This window comes from Klebsiella sp. 141161 (genome assembly GCF_050600815.1).
GTDB classification, from domain to species: Bacteria; Pseudomonadota; Gammaproteobacteria; order Enterobacterales; family Enterobacteriaceae; genus Klebsiella; species Klebsiella aerogenes.
Genome location: NZ_JAQIRN010000002.1, coordinates 632,395 through 656,729, shown reverse-complemented (window position 1 = coordinate 656,729; position 24,335 = coordinate 632,395). Strand labels below are relative to the sequence as shown.

The window sequence follows — 24,335 nt, the reverse complement described above, 5'->3', positions numbered from 1 at the left end:
TGGCTCAATGCTCAATATTAAATCGGCAATACGGACGAGACAATGAAACAACACGAATCAGCGGATAATTCTCAGGGGCAACTGTATATTGTGCCCACTCCGATAGGGAATCTGTCTGATATCACGCAGCGCGCACTGGAAGTGTTGCAAGCTGTTGATTTAATTGCTGCTGAGGATACCCGCCACACCGGTTTGCTACTGCAGCATTTTGCGATTAACGCCCGTTTATTTGCCCTTCACGACCATAACGAGCAGCAAAAGGCCGAAACACTTTTAGCGAAATTAAAAGAGGGACAAAACATCGCGCTGGTGTCCGATGCCGGCACGCCGCTGATTAACGATCCCGGCTACCATCTGGTGCGCACCTGCCGTGAAGCCAATATCCGCGTGGTGCCGCTGCCGGGCCCTTGTGCAGCGATTGCCGCTCTGAGCGCCGCCGGTTTGCCGTCCGATCGTTTCTGCTATGAAGGTTTCCTGCCGGCGAAATCGAAAGGCCGCCGCGATACCCTGAAGGCGCTGGAAGAAGAGCCGCGCACCATTATCTTCTATGAGTCAACGCACCGCCTGGTGGAGAGCCTGGAAGATATCTGCGCGGTTCTGGGCGAATCCCGCTACGTGGTGTTGGCGCGCGAGCTGACCAAAACCTGGGAGTCTATCCACGGCGCGCCGATTGGCGAGCTGGTGGCGTGGGTGAAGGAAGACGAAAATCGCCGCAAAGGCGAGATGGTGCTGATCGTCGAAGGGTTTAAGGCCCAGGAAGAGGCGCTGCCGGCAGCCGCGCTGCGGACTCTGGCGCTGCTACAGGCGGAACTGCCGTTGAAGAAAGCCGCCGCGCTGGCCGCGGAAATCCACGGCGTGAAGAAGAACGCGCTGTATAAATACGCGCTGGAGCAGCAGGGGGAGTAAGCCTGTCAGGTGTAGCTGAGGACAGCAAGGTGCCCTTCTGATGTTGAAGGGCACCTTGGATTTCATCCTACATGTCGGAATAAATGTCGGAATAAATGTCGGAATAAAACCGCCGATTCGCGCGCAATTACACGATCTTCAATTCAACCTTCTTGCTATTTAACGCCGCGCGGTCGGCGTCACTGATGCCGTCGTCGGTAATCACGCAGTCAATTTTGTCCATCGGCAGAACCTGGTTAAAGCCCCGGCGATTGAATTTGCTGGCATCGAGCACGGCGATCACTTGATGCGCGGCGGCGGCCATCACGCTGCTGATCGAATAGCCTTCATTAAAGGTGGTGATGCCGTTGGTCGCGTCGATACCATCGGCGCCAACGAACATCAGGTCGGCGCAAATCCCCTGCAGCGAACGTTCAGCGATGGTTCCGTGCATTGAATGCGTTTTGTGCCGAACCGTACCGCCGCATACCACCAGCGTAATATCTTTATTTTCCGACAGCGTAAACGCGGCGGGTAGGCTATTGGTGATGACGGTGATATTGGTCATTCGTACCAGCGCCTCGGCTATCAGCAGCGTGGTGCTGCCGCTATCGAGGATCACCGTCATGCCTTCATGGATCATTGCCGCGGCGGCCTGAGCGATACGCTTTTTCGGATCGCTGGCGAGCTGATAACGATCTTCCAGCACCACTTCCAGATTATCACTCTCGGTCAGATCGCTACCCGGGCGGGCGGCGCCGCCGTGAAAACGGGTCACCAGGCCTTTCTCTTCCAGCATACGGAGGTCGGCGCGAATGGTGACTTCAGAGATGCCAAAGAGATTCGAAAGGTCTAAAACCAATACGCTGCCCTGCGTATTCACCATATCGACGATTTTGTTCCTTCGTTCAAATGAGTTCATCTTGATTTGCCTGATAATTAACTCAACTTAGTTTAATCGAAGGATAACGAAAGTTGAACGATAATTTTCGAAAGGTAATGTGAGCCAGCGCAGATTGCTGGCTCAAGCGATCAGGAAAGTTTAAGTAGGATTTTACCCTGCATCGGCGCGCCGTTTAGCGCCTGAACTTCGCGAGCAAAACTCTCGGCATCGCCGCGATGGGCTATCAACGGCGCCAACTGCAGGCGTTTTTCCGTCAGCAGGCGGGTTGCTGTTTGCCACTCTTCTCCCGGCCACGGGCCTGAGTAGTTCATCCAACTGCCGACGATATTCAGCTCTTTACGCAGAATTTGCCCGAAGGTGACGGCAGGCAGCGTTAGGTCGTGATGCAGGGTACCGACCAGCGCCAGCTGCGCCCGCGGCCCGGCGGCTTCAATTGCTAATGCGACGGTCTGTGGCGTACCGGCGGTCTCGAGGACGAGCTGATCGAACTGGATTTCCTCCAGCGCCTGTTGAATCGCCTGGCTGCTCATCTCGCGGCTGTTGAACACCCGGCTCGCGCCAAGGGTTTTGGCCAGCTCCAGCTTCTGTGGATTAATGTCGATAGCCGTGACGCTATTGGCTCCTAGCTCGCGGGCGCACTGCAGCGCCAGCAGGCCGATGGTGCCGGCGCCGATAATAATGACGTTTTTACCCTCGCAGCCCTGCGCCAGATGAAAAGCGTGCAGGCCAACGGTTATCGGCTCGATAAACGCGCCGTCATCAATGGGCATCTGATCCGGCAGGCGGAACAGGTTGGCGCGCTTCACCACCACGTATTCGGCGTTGCCGCCCTCGCTGCGGGAGCCGACGAACTGATACTGCTTACATAAAGAAAAATATTCGCGCTGGCAATGCGGACACTGGAAGCAGGGCAGCAGCGGCACGCAGGCAACAGCATCACCGGGCTGTAGATCGGTCACCGCCGCGCCGTAGGACTCGACATAGCCGCTGAATTCATGCCCAAGCGTAATAGGGTAGTAGTGCGCGCCTTTGGCGAAAATGCGCGGGATATCGGAGCCGCACAGCCCGGAGCTGACCACTTTGACCAGGACATCGTCTTCCGTTTGCAGCGTGGGGATGGGACGTTCTTCAACGCAGACGTTCCCCTCAGCATGGATTACCACTGATTTCATACCATTCTCCAGAAATGTTCAGGGGAGCGGCGCTCCCCTAATGCTTAAGATGCGGTTGGATGCTGTTGCGCGGCGGCGCTTTTCTCTGCTTTCTCTACCGCCATGAAGCGGCGGGCGCGACGCCAGGTCAGCAGGACGCCAGCCAGATAGATGATGCCGATAATTGCGAAGCCGACCACGTTCTGCCAGGTGAAGAGCTGGATTAGCAGCCAGGTAATCGGCGAGCCGCCCTGGTCCATCGAAGCCACCATACCGCCCGCTTTTAACGCCCCGGCGTTTGCCGCCAGCTGCGTGTGTAAGCCGATGGTCTGGGTTGCGATCCATAGGGTGATACCCATAATGATGACCCCGGAAATTAGGGTGCGGAACAGGTTGCCCTGATGCACCGCTACCGCCATCGCCACGAAGAAACCAATGGTCGCCAGGTCGCCGAACGGCAGGACCTGGTTGCCTGGAACCACGACGGCGATCAGAATGCTCAGCGGGATGAAAATCAGGCTGGCGGATACCACCGAGGTATGGCCAAGCAGCAGCGCCGGGTCGAGACCAATCAGGAACTCCTGGCCGCCGAATTTAGCCTGCAGACGTTTACGCGCCTGTTTGGCTATCGGGTTGAGGCCATCCATAATGGGTTTGATCACCCGCGGCATCAGCAGCATCACCGCCGCGGTTTTCACCGCCAACTGCAGAATGCCTTTCAGGTCATAACCCGCCAGCGCGCCAATCACCAACCCCATGACGAAACCGACGGTGACCGGTTCGCCGAAGGGGCCGAAGCGTTTCTGGATATCATCGGCGCTAAAGTGAATGCGGTTAAGGCCGGGGACTTTTTCGATGATGGTATCGACGAGCACCGCAATCGGCCCTAAGTACGCCGAACTGCCGTGCGGTATCGCGATGCCATCAAGGCCGAAGAAATCGCGGGTATCCCTGGCAAACCAGTCGCCCAGTTTGTAAACGAAGGCGGCATGAACCACGACGCCGAGAATCCCTATCCAGTAGGAACCGGTCGCGATATGCAGCATCGCGCCGGTAAAGGTCATATGCCAGATGTTCCAGATATCGACGTTCACCACGCGGGTCATGCGGGTGACCAGCATGACGATATTGACCACGATGGCGACCGGAATGGCTACCAGCGCGATTTGCGACGCCCAGGTCATCGGCGATGACCCCGGCCAGCCGATATCAATCACGTGAAGGTTAATCTGGAAATGCTCCGCCATCGCCTTTGCCGCCGGGCCGATGGAGTCGAGCATCAGGCCAATAACCAGGCCGATGCCGACAAAACCGATCCCGATGTGCAGACCGGATTTGAAACAGTCCCCGAGCTTCATCCCCAGCAGTTTGGAGAAGATAATGATCACGATCGGCAGCATCACCGTCGGACCAAGATCGAGGATATAACGCATGATTTCGCTGAACATGGCGTTTACTCCGCGAGGATGCCGAGGATTTTCTGCTGTAAGGCTTCAATGCCGACGCCGGAGACAAACGGCATGCCGTGAACCACTGGAATATCGCCGAAGGCGCGGTCCACGCGGGCGGTGGTGCAGATAAGGTCCGCGCCGTCCATGTAGGTTTCGATTTCATTGACCCGGCACTGCACCAGATCCAACTCAATGTTGTGGTCTGCGCACAGCTCTTTAATCTCTTCTGCGGCCATCGTGGAGGTGGCGACGGCGCCGCCGCAGGCGACGATTACTTTGCGTTTCATAGGGTACCCCTTTTATTATCAGTATGTTATGAAGCCTGGGCGCTAAGCTCGGGCTCAAGGATAAATTGCTGGAACAGCACCGGTAACTGCTCGTCGGAAGCGGAGAGCAGAACCTCCAGCGTGTTTGGATTTTGTAGCTCACTAAATAACCGGCGCAGCAGCTTCAGCTGTGCCGCCGGGTTTTCAACAATCAGCGCGATGATAAGCGAAACGTCGATATCGCCATCGTCATCAGCGCGCTGAAAAGGGACCGGCGCGTCCGGGCGAATCAGGTAAATCGCCGGTGACTTCGCGTGCATGGCTTCGCAATGGGGAATGGCCACGGCGTGTTGCTCCAGCGCGATGCCGGTCGGAAAAGTTGCCTCGCGTTCGAGCAGGGCTGCCGGATAGCTATCATGCACAACACCTCGCGCCAGCATCTCCGCGCCAATATGCTCCAGCGCCTGCTGGCTGGAGCTGAAGTGAATGCCGGTACGAACAAACAATTGACTCATAGATCCTCTTTATTTCACGCGGTTTCAGAAGAACAGCCGTAGCGGTAGGCGCGCAGAACATCCTGGATTTTGTCGAGGATGAGCTCGTGCGGCACGGCGTTCAGTTCATTCAGCGACAGTCGTTCAAACTGCACCGGCATATATTGGCTGATAAGCCCCAGCGGCAGCTTAGCGTCGGTCAGGTTCGCGATAAGTTTCTCAACGCTCTGCCGAATACGCGGATGCGGCCAGTAGTAACGGATACGGTCGGAAAGGCTAAAGTGGATATCGACCATCGCCTGACTCCAGGTCGGGCGATAGTATTTTTTCCAGTAGCCCGGTTCGTTGAGCATCACTTCGTCGATCACTTCCATCACCCGGCTACGGGACTCGGGCGCGATGAGCTCATTTTCCATCTGTGCGAGAGCGAAAATGGCTTCGCGCAGGGCAAAGGTGAGCGCCGGGCCGACTTTCAGAATGGCGAAGTGGTCGCGGACCAGCGCGCGGTAGGCCTGGCGGGATTGGTAGTCGGTGGAGTGGGCTTCGTACACCATCGGGGTATTTTCGATCCACGCGGACAGCGCTTTCGCTTCCTGCGGTTGGTAATGAATGATTTGCGTGTGGTCGAACTCCACGCCCGGCTGCACGACGATGGCGATGACGCGCTTCAGCGCGGCGTCGAGCCCCAGTTTGCGGAACGCCGCTTCATGGGTTTCGAGGGTGGCGGCGGCATCCTGCGCCCGGGTGACATGTACGCTGCCGATGGTGCTGGCTTCGCCGCCGGGAACCGGTACTTCTGTTCCGATAACGTAGGTCAACTGGCGCTTTTGTTCATCGCTGGCGGTCTCTTCAGCAGCCTGACAGAGGCGGGCGGCGCGCTCTGCCACTACGCTTGGGTTCAACGGTATCGGGTCATCGGCGCAGGACATTGATGCATCCAGGTGGATCTTACTAAAGCCTGCGGCGACATAGGCTTTGATAAGGTCGATGGATTTTTTCATCGCATCGGCAGCCGGTTCGTCTTGCCAGCAGTTTGGGCCCAGATGATCGCCGCCAAGAATAATGCGTTCTGCCGGGAAACCGACGGTGTGGGCGATGTTGTAGACGAAGTCGCGGAAATCGGCCGGCTGCATACCGGTATAGCCGCCAAACTGGTTGACCTGGTTTGATGTTGCTTCAATCAGCACTTTGTTGTTGGTCGGCAGATCGAAACGTAACGCAGCTTCGATAACCAGCGGATGGGCTGAACAAACTGAGCAGATGCCGATGTGTTCGCCGGATTTATGGCGAGAGATAATATCTTTCATTTACAACCTCCGTTTTCTTTCGAATATATTCGTTATGTTTTGTTTTGGTCGCAAATGTCTTTGTTTTGAATTGTGATCTGTATCGATAAATTGCTGTGCAAGCGTTGAACAGGGTGTCTTACTGGCAAAAAAAACGCCCTGACCAACACGGCAGAGCGTTTTTAATTAATTGAAAATTAACTGAATAACCGGGACAGCCAGCTGCGTTTGCTTTTTTCTGCCGCCTGAGAGACCTGCTGCGGTTGGGCGGCGATCTCGCCGAGCCCGGCGTTAAAGGCGTCGCCAATTGCTTTCAGCGCCTGATGCGCATCGCTGCCGCTGGCCATAAAGTGCAGACGATGACCCTGTTTGGCGCCAAGCGATACGACGCGCATCAGATTTTTGGCATCGACAATTGACGATCGAGTATCCAGGTTTTCGACCTGGATTTGCGACTGCCACTGCTTGACGGCTTTCACCAGTACCGCGCTGGGCCGGGCATGCAGGCCGTGCGGATTGCGCAGCGTAAAGATTGCCTCTTCATCAAAGCGCGGCGGCGGTTCCGGTTCTTCGCCTTGCGCCGGCGCGATATCGCCGGCAAGTATCTCCAGCACCGCCTGCGGAGTATCGGCCCGCGACAGCGCGGCGGGCACCCGATCGTCGCCTAGCGCATGAGTGAGCTGGCGTAAGATATCGAGATGTTCGTTGTCCTGTGCGGCGATACCAACAATCAAATAGGCGGTTTGCCCTTCGCCCCAGTCCACCCCCTGCGGACAGGCTAGCACCTTCACACCGGTTCTTAGCACCGCATCGCGGCTTTGCGGCGTGCCGTGAGGAATGGCGATGCCGTTGCCCAGATAGGTACTGATTTGCCCCTCGCGTTCGCGCATTCCCTCCAGATAGGCCATCTGTGTATGCCCGGCTGCGGTCAGGGAACCGACGACGCGCTGTAGCGCTTCATCTTTCGTTTTGACCTGATGGTCGAAATGAATGTCTGCGGAAGTCAGCTGCATAGTTCGCTCCTTATTTAATGGCGCCGGCAAGCGCCGTCGCTTCCTGAGTGCGTTTTTGCCACAACCGCCAGCATCCCAGCATGAGCGCGCCGCAGGCGGAGCCGGTAAGAATGCACAGCACCCACACCAGCGGTTTGCTGACCAGCGGTAGGATCAAGAAGCCGCCGTGCGGCGCCGGGACCTGAATATGTAGGCTGTAGCTGAGGACGGCCGAGATTGAAGAGGCGATCATCATCATCGGGATCACCCGTAGCGGATCCTTAGCGGCAAAGGGAATCGCGCCTTCGGTGATGTGCGTGCAGCCGAGGATATAGTTCACCATCCCGGCGGCGCGCTCTTCTTCGCTAAAGCCTTTAGGGAAGAACGTGGTTGCCAGCGCAATCACCAGCGGCGGGGTAATGCAGGCAGCGGAGACGCCGGCCATAAAGAAATAGTTGCCCTGTCCTAGCAAGAGCGTTCCGGTGACGTAGGCCGCTTTATTGACCGGGCCGCCGAAGTCGAATGAACACATTGCCCCGACCACAATCCCCAGCAGAATGGGGTTGGCTTCTTGCAGAGAGCTAAGCCAGTTCATCATGCCGTTGTTGATCGCCGCCACCGGTTGGCCAAGTAGCACCATCATCACGCCAATCACCAGTACGCCAATCAGCGGCATAATAAAGATCGACTTTAGTCCTTCGTACTGACGCGGCAGGCCGTCGAGCAGGCGGCGGATAAGCAGCATAAAGTAACCGGCGGCGAAACCGGCGATGATCCCGCCGAGGAACCCGGCGCCGGTGGCGTTTGCCAGCAGGCCGCCGACAAACCCGGCGACCATCCCCGGACGGCCGGAAATGGACCAGGCAATGTAGGCCGTGAACACCGGTACCATGATCGAGAACGCCTGCTGGCCGACTTTCATCAGGGTGGCGGCAATCACGTTGTACTGCGCTGAATTTGGATCGGCGGAGTAGATACCCCACAGGAAAGAAATGGCGATTAAGATCCCGCCGGCCACCACGAAGGGCAGCATATTGGAAACACCGCTCATCAGATGTTTATAAATCTGCCGGCCGAATGATTCCTGCTCATATTTCTCCGCAGGATCCGCTGTGGCGGAGATCCCCTGACGGCGTTGCGCCTGACCGCTGACGACTTTATTAATTAATTCTGCCGGATGATGAATGGCCTCTTTAACCGGTACTTCAATAACCGGTAAACCATTAAAACGTTCGGCATTAACATCTTTATCGGCAGCGATAATAACACCATAAATATCTTTCAGATCTTCCGGTGTAATGACATTTTCTACCCCGGAAGCGCCGTTGGTTTCAACTTTGATCTCAACGTTTAATTTTTTTGCTGCGGTCTTTAAGGCTTCTTCAGCCATAAATGTATGGGCAATACCTGTAGGGCAGCCGGTAACGGCAATAATCTTTTTCATAATCGGACCTTTATAATTGGACGATCTGAAGTTGTTGTAATAATTCTTGTGTACGGTTTAATTTGCCAAGCCCGGCGGAGGCGGCAACATCGGCGCCGGTGGCGCTGGCCAGCGCCAGAGCGGGAACGACATCATCTTCGTTAAGCCATTTACTCAGGAATGCTCCCAGCGCGGCATCGCCGGCGCAGGCCGAGCTAACCAGTTTGATTTTCGGCGCCGAGCAGAACCACAGTTGCTCGCCGTTTGAAAAGTAGAGCCCCTGCGCGCCCAGGGTGAGCAGCACGTTTCGGGCCCCGAGCTGGTGGAGCGTGCGCATTGCGTCATGTACCTGCTGCGGGCTGCCGACGTCGAGATCGAAGATCTCTTTGAGTTCGTCGTCATTGGGTTTAATCAATAGCGGGCGTAGCTCGAGCAACTGCCGCAGCGCCGGGTGGCTGATATCTAAAATAACTTCACAGCCTTTTTGCTGACACAAGGCCATTATTTCGCTATAGAACCGGCTTTCAATTCCCGGCGGCAAACTGCCGCTGATTACCAAATAATCACCGGGTTTGACGCACTGTAAATGATGAATAATTTGCTCTTTGCCTTCATCATTAATACGAGAGCCGGGATTTACTAACTTATATTCTTCGTGTCCGTCATTAATAAAAATATTAATACGGGTGGGTTCGGCGACCCATGCCGGAGTCACTTTAATATGCTGTCTGCGCAGCTCTTCGACTATATAGCGGCCAGTAAAACCGCCAAATATACCCATGACGTGGGTGGGCTGTAGGTAATGATCTAATACCAGCGAAACGTTCACCCCTTTGCCATTTGGGCAATATTCCGTCTGCCGGGTGCGGTTGACGGCCGCAGGCCGAAGCGGATCGCAAAAGATATTCATATCGATCGCGGTATTCAGTGTCAGGGTATGGATCACGACATTGCTCCTTCGATCCGCGGATTATAGTTGCCCTTCGCAGCCACAAACGTGAATCACTTTGCGGACAACCTCTTTCATTGCCGCTTTCGCCGGCGTCATATAGTGACGCGGATCGTTGGCGCCCGGATTTTCCAGGAAGTAGGTTTTCAACGCATCAGAGAAGGCGATTTTCAGTTCGGTGGCGACGTTGACTTTGCAGACGCCCAGAGAAATGGCGCGGCGAATATCGCTATCCGGGAGGCCAGAAGCGCCGTGCAGTACCAGCGGAACGTCAACGCAGTCGCGGATGGCGGCCAGGCGGTCAAAATCAAGTTTCGGTTCGGCGGTGTAGAGCCCGTGCGCGGTGCCGATGGCGACGGCCAGCGAATCAATACCGGTACGGGCGACGAATTCACGGGCCTGTTCCGGGTTGGTATAGAGCGCATCTTTGGCATCAACCACCAGATCGTCTTCCACGCCCCCCAGTCGGCCCAGCTCGGCTTCCACGCTGGCATCGTAGCGATGACTTAATTCCACCACGCTTTTCACCAGCGCTACGTTTTCTTCGAACGGTGAATGAGATCCATCGATCATGACTGAGCGAATGCCCGCCTGAACTTTGTGCGTGATGTCGACCAGATCCTCGTGATGATCGAGGTGCAGGGCGAGCGGGAGATCCCATATTTTCGCCAGATCGCGGGCGATCGCCACCACATTGCCGGTGCCGGCATAGCTGTAGGTTCCCGGCGTGCCGGCAAGGATCAGCGGCGAGCGCAGCTCTGCTGCCGTTTCCACCACTACCTGCATGGTTTCAAGATTGTGGATATTGAAAGCGGGGACCGCGTAACCATGACGCTGGGCCTTTAACAACATGTTTTTACTGGAAATGATGTACATTCTAACCCTCTATTTTCAATTTGTAAGTAATTAGTTCAATTAAACCTTCAATTTGAAAGTAATGTAACGATCGTTTCCGCGTTTAGGTGTGATCCATCGCACACAATGGGGAATTGATTTTTAAAATGAAAGTTAATAATCTTTTTTATGTTTCTTTTTTAAAATTCCAATGAAGCGATATCATGTTGTTATCTATTTGAATTTTATTATCTTTATTAATTTTTCTTCACGGGACTAACTGGCGTGGTTTGACATTAAGATGGGGAAATTTAAAAATGAAAGTTATTCCAGGAGAAAATAAAAAGGCATAACCCGTGGCAAAACCGTCAACCAGCCTGCTGAAAAGGCGCTTGGACATCGCGGAGATCGTTCGTAAGAACGGCGAGATTAAAGTCGACGATCTGGCTGAAATGCTGGCTGTTTCCGGAGTGACAATCCGTAACGATCTTAACTATCTGGAGCAGCAGGGGTATCTGAAGCGTTCATTCGGCGGGGCGATTTACACGGCTCAGGCCGGCACGCCGGTCGCTACGGTTCGCGACGCTCCACAGGTGACGGACAAAGCGCTGGAAACGGAAATGGCGCGTCAGGTGGCGGTGCAAATTGAAGATAGCGAAACGCTATTTTTAGGCCAGGGTTCCATTTTGCGTAAAGTGATCCCGTTTCTGGCTAACAGTGAGGAACTTTGCCTGCTGCTTAACGATCTGGCCCACGTTGCGCTGGCGCAGGAGTTCCTGAATGGGGAAACGGTGCTGCTCGGCGGCGTGCTTGGCGGCAACGGGCGGATAGTCGAAGGCGATTTGGCGCTGAAAGCGTTAGGCCATTATCGGCCATCACGCGCGCTGATTGCGGTTGATCACGTCGCTGAAGACGGCACCCTGAGCGTACGCAACGAAACTAGCGCTCGCCTGCTGAGCGAAGTCGTGGCGCAGAGCGAGCGGGTTATCGCGGTTGTTGCTTCCCGTCCGGTCTATGGTGAAAAACGCTATGCCATCGGCGAACTTCAGCAAATGAGTAGCGTGGTGACGCCGCAGGTTGTCGCCGCGGAATATCATGCCCGTTTCCTCGCCGCGGGTTTAACTAACAGCTACACCAACAATGAATGCCTGACATGGCTCAACACGGCTTTGCAGAAGACAAACCAGGAGCGGTGATGAACGTAACCATTTGCACCATCGGCGAGCTGCTGGTGGAATTTCTCGCCAAGGAAGAAAATCAGGGATTTTCCCGCCCCGGTGAATTTTGGGGTCCCTATCCCAGCGGCGCGCCGGCAATTTTCGCCGATCAGGTGGCGAAACTGGGTTTTGGCTCCGTGCTGTTTAGCTGTGTCGGTAGCGACGCATTTGGCGAAATGAATATTGCGCGGCTGGAGAAAGATGGCGTTAACGTTAACGGCATTGCCATGCTGCATAAAGCGACAACCGGCAGCGCGTTCGTCAGCTATCGTAGCCAGGCGCAGCGCGATTTTATTTTTAATATGCCTAACAGCGCCTGTGGTCTGCTGACTGCGGACCACATCGACGAGGGGCTGCTTAACCAGTGCCAGCACTTCCACATTATGGGGTCATCGCTGTTCTCATTTCGCATTATCGATGCGATGCGTAAAGCGATTGAAAACATTAAAGCGCGCAACGGCACGGTGTCGTTCGATCCTAATATTCGCAAAGAGATGCTGAATATTCCCGAGATGTCGCAGGCGTTTGAATACATTCTCGATTACACCGATATCTTTCTACCAAGCGACGGTGAACTGGACTACTTTGGCCTGAATCCGGGGCGAAATGAGCAGGTGCTGGTTGATAAGCTGCTGAAACGCGGTGTTAAACACGTGGTGATTAAACGCGGCCCGCGTGGCGCGAGCTACTTTAGCGCCGCTGAAACACACCACGTCACCGGTTTTAACGTGCCGGTTGTCGATCCGACTGGCGCAGGCGACTGCTTCGGCGCGACCTTCGTTAGCCTGTTCCTCAGCGGCGCCTCGCCGCAGGAAGCGCTGAAATGGGCAAACGCCAGCGGTTCACTGGCGATCGGTCAGCGTGGCCCCATGGAAGGCACTTCGACGCAGGCGCAAATCAAAAACTTTTTGGCAGCGCAACACAACTAATAATAAGCCCGGATTTTCCGGGCTTATTATTATAGTTGGACGGGGGCATATCACGTCACCGGCGCCGGGTTAAACACCGCCAGCTGGTTATGCAGACCCCATTGATCGGAGAAGGTTTTCTTACGTCCGCTGGCGACGTCGAGAATGAACTCGAACAGTTTCAGCCCGACATCCTCAATCGTCTCTTCGCCGGTTGCGATGGTACCGGCATTGATGTCCATTAAGTCATACCAGCGGTTGGCAAGCTCGGTACGGGTCGCCATTTTAATCACCGGGACCGCCATCAGCCCGTAAGGGGTGCCGCGCCCGGTGGTGAACACCTGAACGGTAATGCCGGAAGCCACCTGTTGAGTGCCGCAGACAAAATCGCTGGCCGGCGTCGCCGCATAGATAAGCCCGCGTTTCGTCGGGCGCTGACCCGGCGAAAGGACTTCGACGATGGCGCTTTTGCCTGATTTGGCAATCGAACCCAATGCTTTTTCCACTACGTTCGCCAGACCGCCTTTCTTATTGCCCGGTGACGGGTTGGCGCTGCGGTCGGTTTTCCCCAGCTCCAGATAGTTATCATACCAGGCCATCTCTTCCAGCAGGCGCTTGCCAACTTCTTCGTTGATGGCTCGCGGGGTTAACAGATGAATAGCATCGCGTACCTCGGTCACTTCCGAGAACATCACCGTCGCGCCGCAGCGCACCAGCAGGTCGGAGGCATAGCCCACAGCCGGGTTGGCGGTCACGCCGGAGAAGGCGTCGCTGCCGCCGCACTGCATACCGACCACTAATTCCGAAGCCGGGCAGGTTTCACGCTGGCGGGCGTTCAGCTTCGCCAGGTGGCGCTCGGCAACCTGCAGGATATCATCGACCATCGATTTAAAACCGACATGCTGTTCATCCTGCAAGCGCACTACGCTTGCGCTATCGACGGCGATCGGCTGCACGTCTTCGGTTCCCTGCAGCAGACGTTCCGGCTGCAGCTTTTCACAGCCAAGACCAACCACCATTACCTCGCCGCCAAAGTTGGGGTTCAGCGCGATATTGTGGATGGTGCGAATCGGCACGATGGCCGCCGGGGCGTTAATCGCCACGCCGCAGCCGTAGAGGTGGTTTAATCCCACCACGCCATCGACATTGGGGTATTTCGGCAGCAGGTCGCGTTCAATGATCTTGACCACATAATCCACCACGCCGGCGACGCAGTGCACGCTGGTGCTGATCCCCAGCAAATTCTTGGTTCCCACGCTGCCATCGGCATTGCGATACCCTTCAAAGGTGTATCCTTCCAGCGGCGGCAGCGGCTCGGGGACTTTAGTCGCCAGCGGTAGGGTGTTCAGCGGTGGGGCGGTCGGCAGTTCGACCAACGACTCATCAATCCAGCTTCCCTTTGGTATATCGCGAACGGCGAAGCCAATCACTTCGCCATAGCGGATGATTTCACCATGGGCAGGAATATCGACAAGAGCGACTTTATGGCCTTGCGGGATATGTTCAACGAGGGTCAGGCCATCCGGAAAACGCGTTCCGGCGGTTAAACCGCGATCGTTAACAATAATTGCCACATTATCAGTAGGGTGTACTTTTATATAAAACGCCGTCGGCGACTGTTGTCGAATTTCAATGTCAGCCATTGTCCAGTGCTCTCCAAACCGGTGCTAATAATAAAATAAAACGCTAATTAAATTTCTGCTTAGCAGAATGATGAAATAAAGAATGTCAGGAGTTATCGCGTTAGGATGTGATCTACGTCACTCCTTGCCGCGCCGGCCATGACACATAGATGAGTAATCCTGAGAACTGTGGATTAGCGCCCATGGCCTATGGCATTTGCATAACTAAAATGATTATTTAGGCATTTATATTGTGATTATGCATAGTGTCTGGTGGCGGAGGGCTGATTATACTGAGCCATGTTTTTGAGGAATCTGATATGTGAATAGATAGCTTAAAATAAATAGCTCGCTGAAAATAATAAAAGGTGTTCTGTGTCAGATGAATATTTAAATGATTCTGCATTGGGCCACAGAAAAGGAGTACCAGCCCGCTATTTAACTCTGCTAATTATATTGGTGATTGGCGAGATGAAACGTATAGAGCAGCAGAAGTAAGCAACGATTAACCCAAGGTAAAAATCATGGATAACGCAATTTTCCCGAACAAGTTCAAAGCCGCGTTGGCGGCTCACCAGGTACAAATTGGCTGCTGGTGCGCCCTGGCGAATCCGATTAGCACCGAGGTATTAGGACTTGCTGGTTTCGACTGGCTGGTGCTTGACGCGGAGCATGCGCCGAATGATGTGACCACGCTTATCCCGCAACTGATGGCGTTGAAGGGCAGCCACAGCGCGCCGGTTGTGCGCGTGCCGACCAATGAACCGATTATCATCAAGCGCATGCTGGACATCGGTTTCTATAACTTCCTGGTGCCGTTTGTCGAAACCGCTGAACAGGCGGCGCAGGCGGTGGCATCAACCCGCTATCCGCCGGAAGGGATCCGCGGTGTTTCGGTTTCTCATCGCGGCAATATGTTCGGCACCGTGCCGGACTACTTCGCTCAGTCCAACAAGAATATCTCCATTCTGGTGCAGATTGAGAGCCAGACCGGGGTGGATAACGTTGATGCTATCGCTGCGACCGATGGCGTTGATGGCCTGTTCGTCGGTCCGAGCGATCTTGCTGCGGCGTTGGGCCATCTGGGTAACGCCGCCCATCCTGAGGTTCAGCGTGCTATCCAGCATATTTTCTCCAGCGCGAAGAAACACGGTAAACCGAGCGGCATTCTTGCACCGGTAGAAGCCGATGCGCGTCGCTATCTGGAGTGGGGCGCGACCTTCGTCGCCGTCGGTAGCGATTTAGGCGTCTTCCGTTCAGCAACCCAGAAACTTGCTGATTCTTTTAAAAAATAATCACCAGGATTAAGAGAGAATATTATGACAATCAAAGTGGGTTTTATTGGCCTTGGCATCATGGGCAAGCCGATGAGCAAAAATTTGCTGAAGGCGGGTTATTCGCTGGTGGTATCCGACCGTAACCCTGAAGCTATTGCTGACGTGATTGCCGCGGGCGCAGAGACCGCGAGCACGGCGAAGGCCATTGCTGAGCAGTGCGATGTCATTATTACCATGCTGCCAAACTCTCCGCACGTGAAAGACGTTGCGCTGGGTGAAAACGGCATTATCGAAGGCGCGAAACCAGGCACCGTGGTGATCGATATGAGCTCCATCGCGCCGCTGGCGAGCCGCGAAATCAGTGAAGCGCTGAAGGCCAAAGGCATCGATATGCTGGACGCGCCGGTAAGCGGCGGCGAACCCAAAGCGATCGACGGCACCCTGTCGGTGATGGTTGGCGGTGACAAGGCGATTTTCGATAAATACTACGACCTGATGAAAGCGATGGCGGGATCCGTGGTGCATACCGGCGATATTGGCGCAGGCAACGTCACCAAGTTGGCCAACCAGGTGATTGTGGCGCTGAACATCGCGGCAATGTCGGAAGCGTTAACCCTGGCCACCAAAGCCGGTGTTAACCCGGACCTGGTGTATCAGGCGATTCGCGGCGGCCTGGCGGGCAGCACAGTACTCGACGCTAAAGCGCCGATGGTGATGGATCGCAACTTCAAGCCGGGCTTCCGCATCGATCTACATATTAAAGATCTGGCCAATGCGCTGGATACTTCTCACGGCGTCGGCGCCCAGCTACCGCTGACGGCGGCGGTGATGGAGATGATGCAGGCGCTGCGGGCGGATGGCCTGGGCACCGCTGACCATAGCGCTCTGGCGTGTTACTACGAAAAACTGGCGAAAGTGGAAGTCACTCGCTAACAAGATGGGCGCGTGCCTGCGCCCTGTTATGCTTACTTTTCGCAGCGCCGTCAGGCTACATCACCACGAACATTTTCTTCGTCCCAGACTCTTATAAACAAAGCCTTTCTGCCGGCGAGGGAAGGGTAAAAGCCATGATTGCCGCGAGGCTGGCGAGCGGAATGCGCTGTGCGGGGTGACAAAGGCGCGCGAACCCTCTATACTTCGCGCCGAAGCTGACCAGACAGTCGCCGCTTCGTCGTCGTCCTCTTAGGGGGAGACGGGCGGAGGGGAGGAAAGTCCGGGCTCCATAGGGCAAGGTGCCAGGTAACGCCTGGGGGGTGTCACAGCCCACGACCAGTGCAACAGAGAGCAAACCGCCGATGGCCCGCGCAAGTGGGATCAGGTAAGGGTGAAAGGGTGCGGTAAGAGCGCACCGCGCGGCTGGTAACAGTCCGCGGCACGGTAAACTCCACCCGGAGCAAGGCCAAATAGGGGTTCATAAGGTACGGCCCGTACTGAACCCGGGTAGGCTGCTTGAGCCAGTGAGCGATTGCTGGCCTAGATGAATGACTGTCCACGACAGAACCCGGCTTATCGGTCAGTTTCACCTCTTCAATGTAAAAACCCCGCTCCGGCGGGGTTTTTGCTATCCGGAGGGTGGAACAAAGATGAATGACTGTCCACGACGCTATACCAGAAAGAAAGCGGCTTATCGGTCAGTTTCACCTATTTAATGTAAAACCCCGCTCCGGCGGGGTTTTTGCTATCCGGAGGGAGGAACAAAGATGAATGACTGTCCACGACGCTATATCAGAAAGAAAGCGGCTTATCGGTCAGTTTCACCTCTTCAATGTAAAAACCCCGCTCCGGCGGGGTTTTTGCTATCCGGAAGGTGGTACAAAGATGAATGACTGTCCACGACGCTATACCAGAAAGAAAGCGGCTTATCGGTCCGTTTCACCTCTTCAATGTAAAAACCCCGCTCCGGCGGGGTTTTTGCTATCCGGAGGGTGGAACAAAGATGAATGACTGTCCACTTTTAAACAGCTTTCTGGCTGCATTGCAGGCCGCGCTCGTTGATACTGTCACGCTTTGAAAATGTATCTTCTATTCATTAATCTCAATCCCTCATTTGCAGCGGTCATCATTCAGCTTAATGGATAGCAGGTTTTAGGTATTATCCAGACAGGGCGGTGGACGTGAAAAATGTAGTGTTATTCCCCCAAATCAAAGCGGCGCTCGCCTGGCTTGTCGGCCATGGCGATACAATTATGCAGTTTGCGTGGAATATCGCGGCGGCGCTAATCATTTTGTTTGTTGGTAAGCTGATTTCGAAATTACTCGGCAAAACTCTCGAGAAAATTCTGCTGCGACGCAACGTAGATGCGACAATCGTCCACTTCTTCGCCGCGCTGGTGCGCTATATCACCATGGCTTTTGCGATTATCGCCGCGTTAGGCCGGGTAGGGATTGAAACCTCATCCATTATCGCCGTCCTTGGCGCGGCAGGTCTGGCCATTGGCCTGGCGCTGCAGGGCTCGCTGTCAAATTTTGCCGCAGGCGTATTGCTGGTGACGTTACGCCCCTTCCGCGCGGGTAACTTTGTGCAGGTGGGGGCGGTATCCGGTCTGGTACAATCGGTACATGTTTTTTCCACCACACTGCTGACTGTGGATAATAAAGAAGTCATTATCCCGAACGGTAAAATTATTGCCGATAGCATCGTTAACTATTCCCGCCATCCCTATCGCCGCATCGATCTCACGCTTGGGGTGGCATGTCATAGCCAAATATCACACGTTAAACAGGTGATCCAGACGCTTATCGATAATGAAAAGCGCATCGATCGTTCTCGCGGTACCACGGTTCGCCTGATCGAGTTGGCTCCTGGTTCGCTTAATTTTACCATTCGCGTATGGGTAAAAAATGCGGAGTATTGGGATACCTATTTTGATTTTCTGGAAAATATCAAAAATGCGCTCGATGAAAATAAAATTATGCTGGCTGCGCCGCGCATGGATATTAATTTAACGTCGCCGGATTTAGTGCGTGTTCAATAAGCAAGAAGAATTTTATATTTCATATAATTCATTTGGTGAATGTATTATCTGAATATTTACACTGGTGAACATGCTTTTTTACACATCGTCATTATTGTTCAGGGAATAATAGAGCGTCTTATCACTACGTACTTATTCAGGATAACAAGATGAACAAACTTTCTCGGATGGTATTAATGACGGCTGTAGCCGCGGGATTCTCCATGGCGGCACAGGCTGCTGAGGTTAACGCCGCTCCGGCGCCGGCTCAGGATCCTATCGTTCAGCATTTAAAATTGAACCAGGATCAGGTCGCTAAAATTAAGAGCCTGCATCAGGAAATGGAAAAGAACGTCCAGCAGGTTTCGCAGAAAGATATTAAAGATGGCGTTTTATTTGACGTGATCGATTCCGGTAAGTGGAATGAGAAAGCGGTGAAAGATCAGCTGGCGGCCTTTGGCAAGGTTGAACAGCAGGTGCGCTATTATCGCGTGAAGTACTATTTCGGTGTAAATCAGGTTCTGACGCCGGAACAGCGTACTCAGGTGAAAAAAGATCTCTCTCAGGCATTGAGCGAGTAATAAAGTCGGCCCCGTTATGGGGCCGATTTTCATCAGGCGGCGTTATCTTCGTCCTGCAACCGCGTTTGCGCATCTTCCACGATGGCTTCCAGTTCACTCAGCATCTCTTCATAGCCAAAGCCGATTGGGCTCATGGTTTCCACAGCGACTGGCTGGTCTAACGGTTGCGCCTTTTTGCTCTTTTTCTTGCTCACTCACAAACTCCCGGCTTCCTTGTTACACCGGTAAATCTATCAGCAAAGCGCGCAGCGGCGTATCGGCGACGAGGGTAATGTTAGCTTCGTCACGAATAAAAGCGCCATCACCGCAGGTTAATGCCTGTTTCTCTTCCTTTTTTGCCACGGCATGTACCGTACCGTGAATCGACTGCAGATAGGCGCGCGGGCCGTGCAGTTGAACGCTAATCTCTTCACCCTTCGCCAGCTGCAGATGATGGATCCATACCTGTTGGCGCAGCTGTACACTGTCACCGCCGCCATCCGGTGAAGCCAGTAACTGGATTGACGAGTCGCTAACCGCGAGTTTCTGCACCAGCGGATTTTCGCGTTCCGGGCAGGCGTCGAGCCACAGCTGCATGCGCGTCAACGACTGCTCTTTACTGAGATTATGCTCACTGTAGCTGACCCCCGGTTGGGTGGAGAGCAGCAAGGCTTCACCAGCCTTTGCCTGTACGTGGTTGCCGTCGCTATCGCGATATTCCGCTTCACCTTCCAGAATCAGATTCAGGATATCGACCTTTGGATAGGTACGCGGCTGAAATGACGCGCCCGGCGCCAGCACTTCTTGATTGAGTACGCGCAGCGAGGCGTAACCCAGCAATTTAGGGTCGAAGTAGTGGCCAAAGGAAAAGGTGTAGCGGGCCTGCAGCCAGCCGAAGTCTGCTTGACCGCATTGTTTGGCTGTTCGGGTTGTAATCATTTTCTTGACCTCTCTTTACACTAAATCAATGGTAAAGGTATGGACGCTGTATTGTTAGCCAGATATTCTGCCCGGTATGTTCAAAATTCCTGAATGAGAGCGAAATGGCGAAAGAGAGAGCATTAACGCTGGAAGCGTTACGCGTAATGGATGCGATAGACCGACGCGGGAGCTTTGCCGCTGCGGCTGACGAGCTGGGGCGCGTGCCTTCGGCCCTAAGCTACACCATGCAAAAACTGGAAGAAGAACTGGATGTGGTGCTGTTTGACCGTTCTGGCCATCGCACAAAATTTACGAACGTTGGCCGCATGCTGCTGGAACGCGGGCGCGTGCTGCTGGAAGCGGCGGACAAGCTGACTACCGACGCCGAAGCGCTGTCGCGCGGCTGGGAAACTCACCTGACCATCGTCACCGAAGCCTTGGTTCCGACCACCGATCTGTTTCCGCTGATTGAGAAGCTGGCGACCAAATCCAATACCCAGCTGTCGATTATTACCGAAGTGCTGGCCGGCGCCTGGGAGCGGCTGGAGCAGGGGCGTGCTGATATCGTCGTCGCGCCGGATATGCATTTTCGTTCATCGTCAGAAATTAACTCACGTAAGCTCTATTCGGTGTTAAGCGTTTACGTCGCCGCGCCGGATCACCCGATTCATCAAGAGCCAGAACCGCTTTCCGAGGTGACGCGGGTGAAATATCGTGGCGTCGCGGTGGCGGATACCGCGCGCGAGCGCCCGGTGCTGACGGTGCAACTGCTGGATAAACAGCCGCGTTTAACCGTCAGCACCATTGAAGATAAACGCCAGGCGCTGCTGGCGGGGCTAGGGGTTGCAACCATGCCTTATCCGTTGGTTGAGAAAGATATTGCCGAAGGGCGCCTGCGGGTTGTGAGTCCTGAATACACCAACGAAATTGATATTATTATGGCCTGGCGCCGTGACAGCATGGGCGAAGCCAAATCGTGGTGTCTACGGGAGATCCCGAAACTGTTCGCCGGCAGATAACGGGAAGATGCGCTCCTCCGCCGCGAGGAGCGCGTAAATCAGTAGGAGTAGGGTTTTGGATTTGGCCCAAAGCGATTGTCGCCGGGCGTGCCGTTCTGGCAATTGAAAATCAAAATCACCAGCCAGCCGATGACCGGGATCAGCAGCAGCAGTAGCCACCACGCCGAGCGGTCGGTGTCATGCAGGCGACGAAACTGCACCGCCCACCAGGGTAAAAAAACCAGCACGCCGTAAATGGTCGTCAGGATGCCTTCACCCCCAGCACGCTGCCAGCCGAGCATCTTATCAATGATGCTGAGCACTGCGGTGAGAATGATGTTGACCAGAATAAACATCCAGTACTCTTTGCGCCGGGCGCGACCGCCAAAGCCAATATAGTTTCGTAATACTTTTAGATACCAGTCCATTTTCTCACGCCTTAGTTAACCATTAATCACTTGTTTTTAAAGCGATCAAAATAATCATAGGCGTGAATATCAAACTGGTAAATATCCGTTATCTGAATAAAAGGCGCCTTTCGGCGCCTTATCGATCAGCGGGAAACGCGATCCCGCCCGTGCGGTTCGTTGAGATCCTGCAGCGGGCCCACGGAGATGATCCCCGTCGGGTTGATGGTTTTGTGGCTGCGATAATAGTGATTGCGGATATGCGGGAAATTCACCGTTTCCGCAATCCCCGGCATCTGGTAGATATCGCGCAGGAAACCGTACAGGTTGAGATAGTCGCTGATGCGGCGCTTATCGCATTTAAAGTGGGTGACATACACCGGGTCGAAACGAACCAGCGTTGTCCACAGGCGGATATCCGCTTCCGTTAACTGGTTTCCGGTCAGATAGCGGTGCTGACCGAGGATCTGCTCAAGGCGTTCGAGCGAGGTAAACAGCGCGTCTACGGCTTCGTCATAGGCCTGCTGGCTGGTGGCGAAACCGGCTTTATACACCCCGTTGTTAACGTTGTCGTAGATCCAGCTATTCAGATCGTCGATCTTTTCTCGCAACGCCGGCGGATAATAGTCGCCCGCCCGCGCGCCCAGGCCATCAAACGCGGTATTGAACATGCGGATGATTTCAGCCGACTCATTGCTGACGATGGTCTGTTGTTTTTTATCCCACAGCACCGGAACGGTCACCCGGCCGGTGTAATGCGGATCGGCCTGCAGATAAAGCTGATAGAGGAACTGATGATGATAGAGCTGGTCGCCGGTCGCATCGGGGAAATCGTCGGCGAAGGTCCAGCCGTTTTCCAGCATCAGGGGATTCACCACTGAGACGGATATAAAGGGTTCTAATCCTTTTAACTTGCGCAGAATCAGGGTGCGATGCGCCCACGGGCAGGCCAGTGAAACGTACAGGTGATAGCGGTCTTTCTCTGCGGCGAAGCCACCTTCGCCCGCAGGGCCCGGCGCGCCATCGGCGGTGAGCCAGTTGCGGAAGGCTGAAACGGAACGCTTGAACCGTCCTCCGGTGGATTTGGTGTCATACCAGGTATCTTGCCAGACGCCGTCGACTAATTGTCCCATTACTTCCTCCTTCAGATAGCAAAAGCGAGGAGATAGCCCCTCGCTTTTTTAGATTTTTACTCAGTATAGTGCGCTTACCACTTTTTATTCAGCACGCGGTCGATGCTGAATGCGCCCGGACCTGTCACGGCCAGCAGCAGATAACCACCAGCGATGGTCAGGTTTTTCATGAACATCAGCGAGTTCACGCCTTCAGCAAAGTTGCTGTGGAACAGGAACGCGGTCAGCAGGGTGAAGCCTGCGGTGAACAGCGCGGTAGTGCGAGTCAGGAAACCGAACAGAATCGCCAGACCGCCGCCAAACTCAAGCAGAATAGTCAGCGGCAGCAGCGCTCCCGGAACACCCATTGCTTCCATATACTGCTGCGTACCTGCATACCCGGTGATTTTTCCCCAACCAGCGGTAATGAACAGAATCGGCATCAGAATACGCGCTACCAATACACCAACATCTTCTAATTTTTTCATTTCTTACTCCAGAAAACCCAAAGGGCGGCGATTTCGTTTTTTAGTGCAATCCTGCGTGGTTACGCGGGCTTGCTGTCGATGGAGAGGATATTAGCGAGCTTGAGAGGGGATTGTTAGCAAGGAAAACTGTAGTTCTTTTTCAAAGTTTCTGAGCAATTGGTGCGATCGGTGAAAATATTTTCCGAGGCGCCTCGCAGCGTACGTGGCTATCGGTTGTTTTATCACCAGAGGCACCTTATCCTTGCCCGTTCCGGCCATTTGACCAGCCCTGGCAGATTTTTTCGTCAACTGGCGCAGGGAATGCCTGAACATAAGGAGCAACTGATGACATTAGCAGAATGGTTTGAAGAGCGTGGGCGCACGAAGGGAAGAAAACAGGGTCGTGAAGAGGGGCGTGAAGAAGGTAGAGAAGAAGGCGAACGTCAGGCGACGCGTAAAATAGCTCTTGCGATGCTTCGTAACGGCGTTGATAGCGCGCTGGTCAGTAAAACCACCGGTTTAAGCGAACAAGAGCTCAGCGCGCTGGCGCACTGAGCGAGCAATTAACGCGATGCGGACTGGCGCAGAATCTCTTTGACCATCCGCCAGGTGCTCCAGATGCCGAGGCCGCGTTTGCCCCAGCGGATTAAAAAGCGCGGATGGCGTACTGACCAGATAGCCATCACCCCGCTGCCGACCATCGCCCATGAACGCAGGTGTTTCAGCGTTTGCCAGCCGCGATCGATAGGCGAGGTGGCTTCCAGCCAGTGACGATGGCTGGCGGCCAAATCCAGCCGCTGTTGCTGGATTTGGCGCAGCAGCAGCGCTTTTCGCTGGTCGCGTTCCTGTTGGCCGCTCATCGACGCTCGTCCTCAAGCAGCGCGCGATCGTTCGCCAGCTCGTCGCGGGTGTGACGTAAAAACGTTGAGCGGCGAGCTTTCCTGAGGGTCCAAATTCCCCCTATCAATGAGGCGAGCAACAGGACGCTGGTGGTCGCGATCATCACATGCAGGCGGTACTGCGGATCGACAGCCCAGATGATCAGCACCAGCAGGCTCATCAGCCCAAAAGCGGCGAATAACAGCGTTAGCCCGAGCATCAGCAACAGCTGGAAGAGGTTCGCTTTCTCCTCTTCCAGCTCCACGACGACCAGGCGCAAGCGCGTTTCCACCATTTCGACCAGCAGCGTGATAATCCGCTGGCCGATGCCGAATACGCTCTGTCCCGGGCCCTGCGTGTGTTGAGAGTTTGCCATAA

General features: G+C 54.6%; 26 protein-coding genes, 1 other RNA gene and 1 pseudogene. 10 read left to right on the top strand and 18 right to left on the bottom strand.

Annotated elements, in window-relative coordinates; all coding sequences use genetic code 11:
• Positions 1-42 precede the first annotated feature (42 nt).
• Positions 43-906: a 16S rRNA (cytidine(1402)-2'-O)-methyltransferase gene (gene rsmI / locus PGR79_RS07705; RefSeq protein WP_047044743.1), complete on the top strand. Its 864-nt coding sequence runs from the start codon at positions 43-45 to the stop codon at positions 904-906.
• Positions 907-1,033: 127 nt separating this feature from the next.
• On the opposite strand, the gene PGR79_RS07700 is transcribed toward rsmI, so the two are convergent.
• The 10 genes from PGR79_RS07700 to PGR79_RS07655 form a co-directional block, all read right to left on the bottom strand.
• Entirely contained in the window at positions 1,034-1,807 is a 774-nt protein-coding gene (locus PGR79_RS07700) for a DeoR/GlpR family DNA-binding transcription regulator (RefSeq protein ID WP_087859913.1), read from the bottom strand.
• Positions 1,808-1,917: 110 nt separating this feature from the next.
• The gene (gene gatD / locus PGR79_RS07695; protein ID WP_113373129.1) at positions 1,918-2,961 is read right to left on the bottom strand and encodes a galactitol-1-phosphate 5-dehydrogenase; all 1,044 of its coding nucleotides are present in this window, start codon (positions 2,959-2,961) and stop codon (positions 1,918-1,920) included.
• Between the two features lie 44 nt (positions 2,962-3,005).
• Entirely contained in the window at positions 3,006-4,388 is a 1,383-nt protein-coding gene (locus tag PGR79_RS07690) for a PTS galactitol transporter subunit IIC (protein WP_113373128.1), read from the bottom strand.
• A 5-nt stretch (positions 4,389-4,393) separates the two neighbouring features.
• Positions 4,394-4,678 carry a PTS galactitol transporter subunit IIB gene (gatB, locus tag PGR79_RS07685; RefSeq protein ID WP_020077852.1) on the bottom strand — a complete coding sequence of 95 codons (285 nt, stop codon included), beginning with the start codon at positions 4,676-4,678 and terminating at the stop codon, positions 4,394-4,396.
• A 26-nt stretch (positions 4,679-4,704) separates the two neighbouring features.
• Entirely contained in the window at positions 4,705-5,172 is a 468-nt protein-coding gene (gene gatA / locus PGR79_RS07680; protein ID WP_087859910.1) for a PTS galactitol transporter subunit IIA, read from the bottom strand.
• 14 nt (positions 5,173-5,186) lie between these two features.
• The gene (gatZ, locus tag PGR79_RS07675) at positions 5,187-6,458 is read right to left on the bottom strand and encodes a tagatose-bisphosphate aldolase subunit GatZ (RefSeq protein ID WP_213316667.1); all 1,272 of its coding nucleotides are present in this window, start codon (positions 6,456-6,458) and stop codon (positions 5,187-5,189) included.
• A gap of 176 nt (positions 6,459-6,634) precedes the next feature.
• Positions 6,635-7,450, bottom strand: a complete 816-nt coding sequence (locus PGR79_RS07670; protein WP_087859908.1) for an HPr family phosphocarrier protein — start codon at positions 7,448-7,450, stop codon at positions 6,635-6,637.
• Positions 7,451-7,460: 10 nt separating this feature from the next.
• Positions 7,461-8,873: a PTS fructose transporter subunit IIC gene (locus tag PGR79_RS07665; RefSeq protein WP_087859907.1), complete on the bottom strand. Its 1,413-nt coding sequence runs from the start codon at positions 8,871-8,873 to the stop codon at positions 7,461-7,463.
• Positions 8,874-8,883: 10 nt separating this feature from the next.
• On the bottom strand, positions 8,884-9,798 hold the full coding sequence (gene pfkB / locus PGR79_RS07660) for a 1-phosphofructokinase (RefSeq protein WP_430921403.1): 915 nt from the start codon (positions 9,796-9,798) through the stop codon (positions 8,884-8,886).
• A gap of 24 nt (positions 9,799-9,822) precedes the next feature.
• Complete coding sequence (locus PGR79_RS07655; protein ID WP_087859905.1) at positions 9,823-10,677, bottom strand: tagatose bisphosphate family class II aldolase; 855 nt, start codon at positions 10,675-10,677, stop codon at positions 9,823-9,825.
• 350 nt (positions 10,678-11,027) lie between these two features.
• On the opposite strand from PGR79_RS07655, the gene PGR79_RS07650 reads away from it, so the two are divergent.
• Positions 11,028-11,831: a DeoR/GlpR family DNA-binding transcription regulator gene (locus tag PGR79_RS07650; protein ID WP_213793705.1), complete on the top strand. Its 804-nt coding sequence runs from the start codon at positions 11,028-11,030 to the stop codon at positions 11,829-11,831.
• Entirely contained in the window at positions 11,831-12,781 is a 951-nt protein-coding gene (locus tag PGR79_RS07645; protein WP_430921401.1) for a sugar kinase, read from the top strand. Before PGR79_RS07650 ends, PGR79_RS07645 begins: the two co-directional genes overlap by 1 nt.
• Positions 12,782-12,831: 50 nt before the next feature.
• Here the strand turns inward: PGR79_RS07645 and garD are convergent, their stop codons facing one another.
• Positions 12,832-14,403 carry a galactarate dehydratase gene (gene garD, locus PGR79_RS07640; RefSeq protein ID WP_113373125.1) on the bottom strand — a complete coding sequence of 524 codons (1,572 nt, stop codon included), beginning with the start codon at positions 14,401-14,403 and terminating at the stop codon, positions 12,832-12,834.
• 503 nt (positions 14,404-14,906) lie between these two features.
• Between garD and garL the strand changes: the two are divergent.
• From garL to PGR79_RS07615, 5 genes and pseudogenes are all read left to right on the top strand, one after another.
• A pseudogene (garL, locus tag PGR79_RS07635) lies at positions 14,907-15,802 on the top strand (2-dehydro-3-deoxyglucarate aldolase).
• Positions 15,702-16,592, top strand: a complete 891-nt coding sequence (gene garR / locus PGR79_RS07630; RefSeq protein WP_045394913.1) for a 2-hydroxy-3-oxopropionate reductase — start codon at positions 15,702-15,704, stop codon at positions 16,590-16,592. Before garL ends, garR begins: the two are co-directional and overlap by 101 nt.
• Before the next feature lie 211 nt (positions 16,593-16,803).
• Positions 16,804-17,184: RNase P RNA component class A (gene rnpB / locus PGR79_RS07625), an RNA gene on the top strand.
• A gap of 589 nt (positions 17,185-17,773) precedes the next feature.
• A complete protein-coding gene (locus tag PGR79_RS07620) occupies positions 17,774-18,634 on the top strand; it encodes a mechanosensitive ion channel domain-containing protein (RefSeq protein ID WP_308958045.1) in 861 nt (286 codons plus the stop codon).
• 149 nt (positions 18,635-18,783) lie between these two features.
• Positions 18,784-19,194 carry a Spy/CpxP family protein refolding chaperone gene (locus tag PGR79_RS07615; protein WP_430921398.1) on the top strand — a complete coding sequence of 137 codons (411 nt, stop codon included), beginning with the start codon at positions 18,784-18,786 and terminating at the stop codon, positions 19,192-19,194.
• Between the two features lie 32 nt (positions 19,195-19,226).
• Here the strand turns inward: PGR79_RS07615 and PGR79_RS07610 are convergent, their stop codons facing one another.
• A complete protein-coding gene (locus PGR79_RS07610) occupies positions 19,227-19,388 on the bottom strand; it encodes a hypothetical protein (protein ID WP_087859897.1) in 162 nt (53 codons plus the stop codon).
• A 22-nt stretch (positions 19,389-19,410) separates the two neighbouring features.
• Positions 19,411-20,112, bottom strand: coding sequence for a pirin family protein (locus PGR79_RS07605; RefSeq protein WP_430921396.1), 702 nt, complete (start codon positions 20,110-20,112; stop codon positions 19,411-19,413).
• Positions 20,113-20,216: 104 nt separating this feature from the next.
• Between PGR79_RS07605 and PGR79_RS07600 the strand changes: the two genes are divergently transcribed.
• Positions 20,217-21,113 (top strand): LysR family transcriptional regulator, encoded by an 897-nt coding sequence (locus PGR79_RS07600; RefSeq protein WP_045377888.1) that lies wholly within the window; start codon positions 20,217-20,219, stop codon positions 21,111-21,113.
• 38 nt (positions 21,114-21,151) lie between these two features.
• On the opposite strand, the gene PGR79_RS07595 is transcribed toward PGR79_RS07600, so the two are convergent.
• The 3 genes from PGR79_RS07595 to PGR79_RS07585 all read right to left on the bottom strand — a co-directional run bounded on the left by PGR79_RS07595 (position 21,152) and on the right by PGR79_RS07585 (position 23,099).
• Positions 21,152-21,520, bottom strand: a complete 369-nt coding sequence (locus PGR79_RS07595; protein ID WP_087859895.1) for a DUF805 domain-containing protein — start codon at positions 21,518-21,520, stop codon at positions 21,152-21,154.
• 125 nt (positions 21,521-21,645) lie between these two features.
• Positions 21,646-22,632, bottom strand: coding sequence for a glutathione S-transferase family protein (locus tag PGR79_RS07590; RefSeq protein WP_430921394.1), 987 nt, complete (start codon positions 22,630-22,632; stop codon positions 21,646-21,648).
• A 74-nt stretch (positions 22,633-22,706) separates the two neighbouring features.
• On the bottom strand, positions 22,707-23,099 hold the full coding sequence (locus PGR79_RS07585; protein ID WP_015703571.1) for a DoxX family protein: 393 nt from the start codon (positions 23,097-23,099) through the stop codon (positions 22,707-22,709).
• A gap of 324 nt (positions 23,100-23,423) precedes the next feature.
• Here PGR79_RS07585 and PGR79_RS07580 point away from each other — a divergent pair, with 324 nt between their 5' ends.
• Complete coding sequence (locus PGR79_RS07580; protein ID WP_032715873.1) at positions 23,424-23,633, top strand: hypothetical protein; 210 nt, start codon at positions 23,424-23,426, stop codon at positions 23,631-23,633.
• An 8-nt stretch (positions 23,634-23,641) separates the two neighbouring features.
• Here the strand turns inward: PGR79_RS07580 and PGR79_RS07575 are convergent, their stop codons facing one another.
• Together PGR79_RS07575 and PGR79_RS07570 are read right to left on the bottom strand one after the other, a co-directional pair.
• Positions 23,642-23,938, bottom strand: coding sequence for a YqjK-like family protein (locus tag PGR79_RS07575; protein WP_213316660.1), 297 nt, complete (start codon positions 23,936-23,938; stop codon positions 23,642-23,644).
• Positions 23,935-24,333: a phage holin family protein gene (locus PGR79_RS07570; protein ID WP_032712570.1), complete on the bottom strand. Its 399-nt coding sequence runs from the start codon at positions 24,331-24,333 to the stop codon at positions 23,935-23,937. The genes PGR79_RS07575 and PGR79_RS07570 overlap by 4 nt, the downstream gene beginning before the upstream one ends.
• Between the last annotated feature and the right edge of the window lie 2 nt (positions 24,334-24,335).